General features: G+C 30.1%; 10 protein-coding genes. 5 read left to right on the top strand and 5 right to left on the bottom strand.

The genetic code is table 11. The features are described from left to right. From H2279_RS05410 to mraY, 4 genes are all read right to left on the bottom strand, one after another. A partial coding sequence (locus tag H2279_RS05410; protein WP_337195842.1) for a Cj0814 family flagellar-dependent secreted protein occupies positions 1–1,101 on the bottom strand: 1,101 nt, incomplete at its 3' end. Positions 1,102–1,246: 145 nt separating this feature from the next. After that, the gene (locus tag H2279_RS05405; RefSeq protein ID WP_337195841.1) at positions 1,247–1,882 is read right to left on the bottom strand and encodes a hypothetical protein; all 636 of its coding nucleotides are present in this window, start codon (positions 1,880–1,882) and stop codon (positions 1,247–1,249) included. A gap of 135 nt (positions 1,883–2,017) precedes the next feature. Then, the gene (gene murD / locus H2279_RS05400; RefSeq protein WP_337195840.1) at positions 2,018–3,226 is read right to left on the bottom strand and encodes a UDP-N-acetylmuramoyl-L-alanine--D-glutamate ligase; all 1,209 of its coding nucleotides are present in this window, start codon (positions 3,224–3,226) and stop codon (positions 2,018–2,020) included. After that, positions 3,226–4,287: a phospho-N-acetylmuramoyl-pentapeptide-transferase gene (mraY, locus tag H2279_RS05395; protein ID WP_137624285.1), complete on the bottom strand. Its 1,062-nt coding sequence runs from the start codon at positions 4,285–4,287 to the stop codon at positions 3,226–3,228. Before mraY ends, murD begins: the two co-directional genes overlap by 1 nt. A gap of 78 nt (positions 4,288–4,365) precedes the next feature. On the opposite strand from mraY, the gene gpmI reads away from it, so the two are divergent. The 3 genes from gpmI (at position 4,366) to H2279_RS05380 (ending at position 7,079) form a co-directional block, all read left to right on the top strand. Beyond that, on the top strand, positions 4,366–5,844 hold the full coding sequence (gpmI, locus tag H2279_RS05390; RefSeq protein ID WP_337195839.1) for a 2,3-bisphosphoglycerate-independent phosphoglycerate mutase: 1,479 nt from the start codon (positions 4,366–4,368) through the stop codon (positions 5,842–5,844). Between the two features lie 77 nt (positions 5,845–5,921). Next, a complete protein-coding gene (fabG, locus tag H2279_RS05385; RefSeq protein WP_337195838.1) occupies positions 5,922–6,665 on the top strand; it encodes a 3-oxoacyl-ACP reductase FabG in 744 nt (247 codons plus the stop codon). 6 nt (positions 6,666–6,671) lie between these two features. After that, complete coding sequence (locus H2279_RS05380; RefSeq protein WP_337195837.1) at positions 6,672–7,079, top strand: pyridoxamine 5'-phosphate oxidase family protein; 408 nt, start codon at positions 6,672–6,674, stop codon at positions 7,077–7,079. An 18-nt stretch (positions 7,080–7,097) separates the two neighbouring features. On the opposite strand, the gene H2279_RS05375 is transcribed toward H2279_RS05380, so the two are convergent. Next, positions 7,098–7,763 carry a TenA family protein gene (locus H2279_RS05375; protein WP_337195836.1) on the bottom strand — a complete coding sequence of 222 codons (666 nt, stop codon included), beginning with the start codon at positions 7,761–7,763 and terminating at the stop codon, positions 7,098–7,100. A 119-nt stretch (positions 7,764–7,882) separates the two neighbouring features. Here H2279_RS05375 and acpP point away from each other — a divergent pair, with 119 nt between their 5' ends. Further along, on the top strand, positions 7,883–8,116 hold the full coding sequence (gene acpP, locus H2279_RS05370; protein WP_137620899.1) for an acyl carrier protein: 234 nt from the start codon (positions 7,883–7,885) through the stop codon (positions 8,114–8,116). A 29-nt stretch (positions 8,117–8,145) separates the two neighbouring features. Then, on the top strand, positions 8,146–9,360 hold the full coding sequence (locus tag H2279_RS05365) for a beta-ketoacyl-ACP synthase II (RefSeq protein ID WP_137624290.1): 1,215 nt from the start codon (positions 8,146–8,148) through the stop codon (positions 9,358–9,360).

Here is a 9,360-nt window from a genome sequence, read left to right as displayed (position 1 = left end):
ATCTTTTGTTTGATCATTTTCGTTGGTTTGTTGTGTTAAGTTAGAATTATTTTGTTGTGCTATTTGTGCCTTATATTTTTCTCCCATAGCGTCACTCTTAGCTTTCATTTCTAGCCATTGTTTTTTAAATTCTTCTACACTACTTATATTTTCAGTTAAAGAAAGCATCTTCATCATACTTGAACCTATATTATCATCTAAGGCATAAGTAATATTATTATCTTTCATAAATTGATATAACTCTTGTATTTTATCTGCTCCAAAATTGTCATCAAGACCTGCTAACTTGCCTGCAATTGTTGTTTCACCGCGTAAAAATTGAGAACTATCATTTGAAGCAAAAAATGCCATTAAAACTCCGCCTTTAGATATTGAACCATCTATGTTTGTATAAATATTTTTTCCTATATCTACACCTGTGCTTAATTTAAAAATATCTGATTTTTTATTGATGTAACTATCACCAAAACTATCCCAATCAGGAAAGCTTATAGTATTTTTTAAAGAATTTTCATATAAGTTTTTATCTGTCATATCTACAAAACCTGTGGGATTTGAGCTAGCAGTTTTATAATATTCATCTTTAGTATAGATTTTTGTTACTTGCAAGGTTTTACTATCCCATTGAAACCATTGTGGAATTTTATTTATATCTTCAGTTGTAAAATTTCCTTTTGGCTCATCAATAAGTTGTGAAAAAACTTTATAAGCTCTTCCTATACTTTTGGCTATATCTAAACTTGTAAAAGCTTTCACTGTATTTATTTGATCTTTTACAAAATTCTCCATACCCTTAGCATAAATCTTATAATCTTTAGGTATTCCTGCAGCTTCATTGAAATCACTGGTAAAAAAACCATCTTCATCTACACCATAACCTAGTATTTTATTAATAGCCTTAGATTTATCACTTACTAAATTTGAATTTGTTTCTTGGGTTTGTTTTAATGAGGTATTGTTTGAAATATTGTTATTTAAATTTGTATTGTTGTTTATTTCTTTATTATTATCTACTGAATCATTTGTTTTAGAATTCTTTTTAGAATTTAAAGTATTTGTATAGTAATTATAATTTGAGTAAGAATTTATATTATTTATCATTTTACTGCCTTTTTGGTTATAGTGGTAGATAATATTTTTATCATTTCTATATCGGTTAGAAATGATGAGAAGTTTATGTTATAGAAATAATGATATATTTTTATAAATTTGTTTTTTTAATAATTTTAAATTTTAAAATTATTTTTTAAATTCTTTTATCTATACCTTTTTCATTAAGTTTTTCCATAAGTTCTAAAATATCTACTCCATTTTCTTTTTGAACTTTTAAAAATTGTTCCCAAAAACTATTTTTTATTTCATCTTTATAAGTTTCTTTGTTTTTACTTTCTGCTTGGATGGGTTTAAAAGTTTTTATTTCTTGTTCTTGTGCAGTTTGCATTTCTTGCTGAATATCTTTTCTGCTTTGCTCGGCAATTTCACCAAATCTAGCTTCGTGTTTGGCTTGAAGATCTAACCATTTTTGTTTAAATTCTTCTACACTCATACTTGTGTGATAAATTTTTACATATTCTTTTTGTAAGTCTTCATCTATCCAATGCACCGAAGCTTTATTTTTTGCTTTAAAATCTTCAATTTCTTTAAAATCTTCTTGGCTTAATTCACCCTTTAAAATCTGATCTTGTATAGAGCCTTTAGCGATAGGAATTTCTTTTGTAAGTTCATCATAATAATCTTTGTAAGATTTTAGAAGTTCATCTAAATTTGCAACATTTGACTTTTTTTTATCATTTGGAGTTTGAGCGGTATTTTTATCGCTCAGACTCCAGTCATTCGTTATACTTATTCCAAAAATACCCAAACTTGAATTAATGGTATTCATATTTTACCTCCTAGAATACCAACCGCCAAGAGTGCTTTTATATTTATTTGCCATTTTCTTGATTGTCATAATTATTATTTAGTATTTAATATCGACAAAATACAAATTTTTATTAATATCAATAAAATATAAAAATTAAATTTTATTGATACATTCTTTAAAGGTTTTTCCGCGTTCTATATAAGAACTAAATTGATCTAAACTAGCACAAGCTGGGCTTAAAAGAGCGACTTCATTTTTTTGAAGAACTTTTGAAATTTCTTCTACGGCTTTGCTTAATATTTCGCATTTGATTATTTTTATATTAGCATTTTTAGCATAATCAAGCATTTTTTTTGTGCTTATACCTATGGCATAAAGCGTAATGTCAAATTTTTTTATAAATTCAAATAAAGTGCTTAAATCCACACCCTTATCATCTCCGCCGATGATTAAATGGATTTTTTTATCCTTGTACCGATTTAGCGCCGCCATAACAGCACTTTCATTGGTCGCTTTTGTATCATTTACCCAAAGTCTTCCTTGGGTATCAAATAATTCTTCAAGTTTATTTTCTTCAAGGATAAATTGATTTAAAAGATCATAACTTAAGGTATCTAGTAAAATTTTTTCTATAGCTAAAGACATAACAGCATCAAGCAAAAAAGGACTTTTAAAAGAAATTTTATCTATATCAATACCAAATTTACTTGCTAAATCTTTTTCATCTTCATAAGAAACAATATAGGTTTTAGTAGGGGTGTTCTCATAAATTTTTGGCAAAATTGCTATATCGCATTCATTCATTCTCTCTAAAACGCTGAGTTTATCTTTGACATAGTTTTCAAAATTTCCATGCCACGAAAGATGATCTGCGCTTATAGGTAAAAGAGCGTAAATTTCAGGTTTGGCAATATGAGTATAATGAAGAGTAAAAGACGAGGTTTCAAGCACCCAAAGTTTAGCATGAGTATCAAGTTTGGCTAAAGGAGTTCCAATATTTCCTCCCATTATCGCGCCTACGTGTGATAATAAATGCGTTGTCATTTGCGTGGTTGTCGTTTTTCCATTTGTGCCACTAATCCAAACAGATCTTGGCATAGCATCATAAAAAAAGTCATATTCGCTTTGTAGATTTTTTGCTTTTTTTATTAATGCATGGTTTGGTGGAAAACCTGGGCTTGGAATTTCAAGATCGCTTAAATTTTCATCAAATTCTTTAGGATTTAAAAGATAATTACCTAATTCATCTTGAGTTGTATTTTTAAAATTATCATCATAAATATTAAAAACGCCAAATTTATCAGCAAGATTTTTTGCTATAGCCTGTGTTGTTTTTCCATATCCAAAAAGAGAAATTTTCATCAGCGTAACTTTATGGATGCAAGTGCGAGTAAATTTGTAAGAAAAGCGATCATCCAAAAGCGCACTATGATTTTATTTTCTACCCATCCTACTTTTTCAAAATGATGATGAATAGGTGCCATTTTAAAAACTCTTTTGTTAAAAATTTTAAAGCTTCCCACTTGTAAAATAACTGAAATGGTTTCAAGAACAAAAACAAAACCTATAAGCAAGAGTAAAACTTCATTTTTGCTGATGATAGCTAAAAAGCCTATAAATCCTCCGATAGCCAAACTTCCACTATCTCCCATAAAAACTTGAGCTGGATAGCAGTTATACCATAAAAATCCCATTAAAGCTCCAATCAGCGCAGCACAGATAATGCTAACTTCGCCCAAACCTTGAATTTTTGGTAAAAGTAAGTATTCGCTATAGTTAAAATTTCCACTCAAATATAAAAGAATACCTAAAGTTGATAAGGAAAAAATACTAGGTACGGTTGCTAATCCATCAAGTCCATCGGTTAAATTTACAGCATTTGAACTTGAAATTAGAACTAAAACCCAAAAGAAAAGTGCAAAAATTTCCATGTTAAAAAGAGGATATTTGTAAAATGGAATATAAAATTCAGTGTTAAATTGAGAACTAAAATATAAAGGTAGGACGCAAATTAAACCCGCACCAATTTGGGCTAAAAGTTTCATTTTTGGACTGAGTCCTGAGTGATTATCTTTTTTTAAAACTTTGCCAAGATCATCAACAAGGCCAATAAGGCAAAAAAGAGTAAGACAAAGTAAGGAGCTTATAGCAAAAACATTTTCATATCTTATACACAATAAACTTGCCAAAAGAGCGCAAAATATAAATACAAGACCACCCATAGTTGGAGTATGTGATTTTACCTTGTGGTTTTCAGGAGCATATTCATAAATAGGTTGATTAGCATTTTTAGTTTTTGCCCAAGCTATAAATTTAGGCATTAAAAACAAAGATAAACATAAAGCGATAAAAAACGCAAAACCAGCACGCACACTAATATAAGTAAAAAAAGCATAATTGCTTAAATCAGAAAGATAATACAAATTGAACCTTCTTTTTGGTTTTTAAAAGCTTAATTTTATTAAAATGTAACCAAAAAAATTCTTATAAAGTTTAGAATAATGAAACAAAAATGTATTTTAGTGATTACAGATGGAATAGGTTTTAATCAAGATAAAAAATTCAATGCTTTTGAAGCAGCAAAAAAACCTACCTATGAAAAGCTTTTTAAAGAAGTGCCTTATTCTTTATTAAAAACCAGTGGTTTGGCAGTGGGTTTGCCTGAAGGTCAAATGGGCAATAGTGAAGTAGGTCATATGTGTATAGGCAGTGGACGGATTATTTATCAGAATTTGGTGCGGATCAATCAAGCTATTCAAAATGATCAGCTTAAAAACAATTCTAATTTAAAAAGTTTATTAGCAAAATGCAAAAAAATTCACATTATAGGGCTTTATAGTGATGGTGGAGTGCATTCTATGGATACGCATTTTAAGGCTTTACTTGAAATTTGTGCTAAAAATGGCAATGAAGTTTTTGCGCATGCTATCACTGATGGACGAGATGTAGATCCAAAAAGTGCTTTAAATTTTATTAAAAATTTGCAAGAACATTGCGATCAATTAGGAATTTGTTTTGCAACTTTATGCGGGCGTTTTTATGCGATGGATAGAGATAAGCGTTGGGATAGAATTCAAGAATATTATCAATGTTTAATGGGTGAAAGTCAAAGTAGCGATGATTTTATAAAATATATACAACAATCTTATCAAGATCAAATCACGGATGAATTCATAAAAGCGGTCAAGCATAAGGACTATAAAGGGATGGATGAGAATGATGGGTTGATTTTCATTAATTTTAGAAACGATAGAATGAAACAACTTGTTGAGGCATTAAATTTTCAAGATTTTAAAGAATTTAAACGAGATAAAATTTTTCAAAATTTATTAACCATGAGTGTTTATGATGATCGTTTTGATATCCCTGTAATATTTCAAAAAGAAAAAATTCAAAATACTTTGCCAGAAATAATTTCTAAAGCAGGATTAACTCAACTTCATACGGCTGAAACTGAAAAATACGCCCATGTGACCTTTTTCTTTAATGGAGGCAAAGAAGAGTTATTAGAAAATGAAACAAGAATTTTAATTCCAAGTCCTAAGGTTAAAACTTATGATGAAAAACCTCAAATGAGTGCTTTTAAAGTATGTGATATCGTAAAAAAGGGGATCAATAAGGGCGAAGATCTCATCGTTGTTAATTTTGCAAACGGTGATATGGTAGGACATACTGGAAATTTTGATGCGGCTATTAAAGCTGTAGAGACAGTGGATACTTGCTTGGGTGAAGTGATTGAATGTGCTAGAAAAAATAATTATGCTTTTATTATTACAAGCGATCATGGAAATTGCGAAGCTATGCAGGATGAAAAAGGTAATTTACTCACTAACCATACAACCTTTGATGTTTTTGCATTTATAGAGGCAAATGGAGTGCAAAAAATTAAAAACAATATGGGACTTAGCAATATAGCTGCAAGTGTTTTAAAAATTTTAGATTTAGAAATTCCAAAAGAAATGAATGAAGCTTTGTTTTAATTGATTTGCTTTTTTCTTTTTAAATTTGTTAAAATTCTGACAAATTTAAAAGATTAATTTTTAATAAGGATAAAATGATGAAATTTAGCGGAAAAAACGTTTTAATAACAGGTGCAAGTAAAGGTATAGGTGCTTCTATTGCAAAAACTTTAGCTGATTTTGGACTTAAAGTTTGGATTAATTATCGTTCAAAACCAGAATTAGCGGATGCTTTAAAGGATGAAATCATTGCAAAAGGTGGCGATGCAGCGGTGATTAAATTTGATGCAAGCAAAGAAGATGAATTTGAAAATGGTGTGAAAACTATTGTTGAAAGCGATGGAGAGCTTAGTTATCTTGTAAATAACGCGGGTGTTACGAATGATAAATTGGCTTTAAGAATGAAGTTAGACGAATTTAGTTCTGTCGTGGATGTGAATTTAAATTCAGCATTTTTAGGATGTAGAGAAGCTTTAAAAACAATGAGTAAAAAGCGTTTTGGTGCTGTGGTTAATATCGCTTCTATTGTTGGGGAAATGGGAAATGCGGGACAAGTAAATTACTCAGCAAGTAAAGGTGGAATGATAGCCATGACAAAATCTTTTGCTAAAGAGGGAGCAAGTAGAAATTTACGTTTTAATTGCGTAACTCCAGGTTTTATAAAAAGCGATATGACTGAAGTTTTAAGCGAAGAAATTAAAAAAATGTACCAAGATGGCATTCCATTTAAACGTTTTGCTGAACCTGAAGAGGTGGCTTATTGCGTCGCATTTTTATTAAGTGATTATTCTTCTTATATTACAGGAGATGTGCTTAAGGTTAATGGCGGTTTGTATATGTAAGGAGTTGTGATGAATTTAGAAGAAATCATGCAATTTTTAGATAATAATCCACCTGCTTTTTTAGCAACTCTAGGTACTTGTGGAAATCCTAGAGTTCGGCCTATACAGAGTCCGCTTTTATTTAAGGATAGAATTTATTTTTGCACTTCAAATACTAAAGGACTTTATAAACATATCAAAAATTATAATGGAATTGAGTTTTGTTCTTGTTCTAAAGAGGGAACTTTTTTAAGGCTTAGAGCTAATGCGATTTTTGAATCTAATTTGGAAGTTAAAAAAATGATGTTTGAAAAATATCCTTATTTAAAAAATTTATACAATACTCCAGAAGATTTAAGATTTGAAGTTTTTTATCTCGATAATTTAAGTGCTAGAATGCAATTTAGCAATGGAGAATTTAAAACCTTAAAGTAAGAAAATCTTACTTTAGGTTTAAATATTTATTTGCATTTTTAAAGAATGTTCCCAAAAAGCAATTTCCAAACGCACGACATTATGAAAAATTGAATTAAGTTTTTTAAATTTTTCTTCAGAAATTTGATCACTATAAGAATTAACAAAATCTTCAAATTCTTTTACTGTTGCCTGAAATTCTTGACTTGAATAAGTTAAAATCCATTCTTTATAAAGATGGTTTTGCAACTTTTCTTTTGAGATATTTTTACAAATTTCATTCCCTATGTATCCATAGCCTATTGCACAAGCACTAAGAGCAATTAGCATGTCTAAAAAATCTCCATTTTCACCCACGCTTAATATATAACGCGAATAAGCAATATTAATAAGACTTTCATCTTTTTCATTAAAATGACTTGTATCAATACCTAATTCCAAGATACTTTTATGAAGTTCCAATTCTCCTTCTAGGGTGTAATTTTGAAACTTAATGGCAAAACGCAATTCCTCTACCGTATTAGCATTTAAAGCAAGTCTTGCATAACATTTTGAGTAATTAATAAGATACATATAATCTTGCTTTAAATAGAAAAGAAATTGTTCTTTGCTTAAAGTTTCATCTTCAAGCTGTTTTACAAAATTATGATGTATATACTCATTCCAAATTTTTAAATTTTCTTTGATAAGTTTTTGAAAGAGCATTTTTTATCCCCTTGGTTGATTTAATTTTTTTAAAGTATAATCAAAAACTATAAATATTTTAAGTTTTTTATAGTAAAATACGCTTTATTTTTTAATTTTTTATTTTTAAGGAGATATAAATGGCAACATTTGATGATGTAAAAGCAGTAGTAGTAGAACAATTAAGTATTGATGCAGATACAGTTAAAATGGAATCTAAAATTATTGAAGATTTGGGCGCAGACTCTTTAGATGTTGTAGAATTGATTATGGCTTTGGAAGAAAAATTTGAAGTTGAAATTCCAGATAGCGATGCTGAAAAACTTATTAAAATTGAAGATGTTGTAAATTATATTGACAATCTTAAAAAGTAATTTTTATTAACTTTACAAGGAGTTTATTCTTGAAAAGAGTCGTGGTTACAGGCATTGGGATGATCAATGCCCTTGGTTTAGATAAAGAGAGTTCTTTTAAAGCTATTTGCGAAGGTAAAAGTGGGGTAAAAAAAATTACCCTTTTTGATACAACAGATTTTCCAGTTCAAATAGCGGCAGAAATCACTGACTTTAATCCTTTGGATGTTATAGATCCTAAAGAGGTAAAAAAAGTAGATCGTTTTATTCAGTTAGGTATAAAAGCTGCTAGAGAAGCAATGCAAGATGCTAATTTAAAAGATAATTTTAATCAAGAAGAATTTGGCGTAGTATCTGCTGCTGGTATAGGAGGTTTGCCTAATATAGAAAAAAATTCGATCATCTGTTCTGAACGAGGACCGCGAAAAATTTCTCCATTTTTTATTCCTTCGGCTTTGGTTAATATGCTCGGTGGCTTGATTTCGATCGAACATGGACTTAAAGGGCCAAATATTTCTTGTGTGACTGCTTGTGCCGCTGGAACTCATGCTATCGCTGAAGCCTATAAAAGCATTGCTTTAGGTACTGCAAGTAAAATGCTTGTTATAGGTGCTGAAGCTGCTATATGTCCAGTAGGAATAGGCGGTTTTGCTTCTATGAAAGCTTTATCAACTAGAAATGATGATCCTGAACGTGCCTCAAGACCTTTTGATAAAGAAAGAGATGGTTTTGTTATGGGAGAGGGTGCAGGTGCTTTGGTTTTTGAAGATTATGAAGAAGCTAAAAAACGAGGAGCTACTATTTATGCAGAATTGGTAGGTTTTGGTGAAAGTGCCGATGCGCATCATATCACTTCTCCAACTTTAGATGGTCCTTTAAGAGCTATGAAAAAAGCTTTAAATATGGCTGGAAATCCTAAAGTTGATTATATTAATGCACATGGAACTTCAACTCCGGTTAATGATAAAAATGAAACTGCTGCCATTAAAGAGCTTTTTGGTGCTAATGTTCCATTGGTTAGTTCTACAAAAGGACAAACAGGACATTGTTTAGGAGCTGCTGGAGCAATTGAAGCGGTTATAAGCATCATGGCTTTAAGAGATGGTATTGTTCCACCAACTATAAATCAGCTTGTAAAAGATGAAGAATGCGATTTAGATTATGTTCCAAATTCTGCCAAAAAAATGGATCTAAAAGTAGTAATGAGTAATTCTTTTGGCTTTGGTGGCACTAATGGTTGTGTCGTTTTTAAAAAAGTAGATTAA

It is taken from the genome of Campylobacter sp. B0100352/1 (assembly GCF_020135855.1).
Taxonomy (GTDB): Bacteria; Campylobacterota; Campylobacteria; order Campylobacterales; family Campylobacteraceae; genus Campylobacter_D; species Campylobacter_D taeniopygiae.
This window is presented reverse-complemented; position numbering and strand designations above follow the sequence as displayed.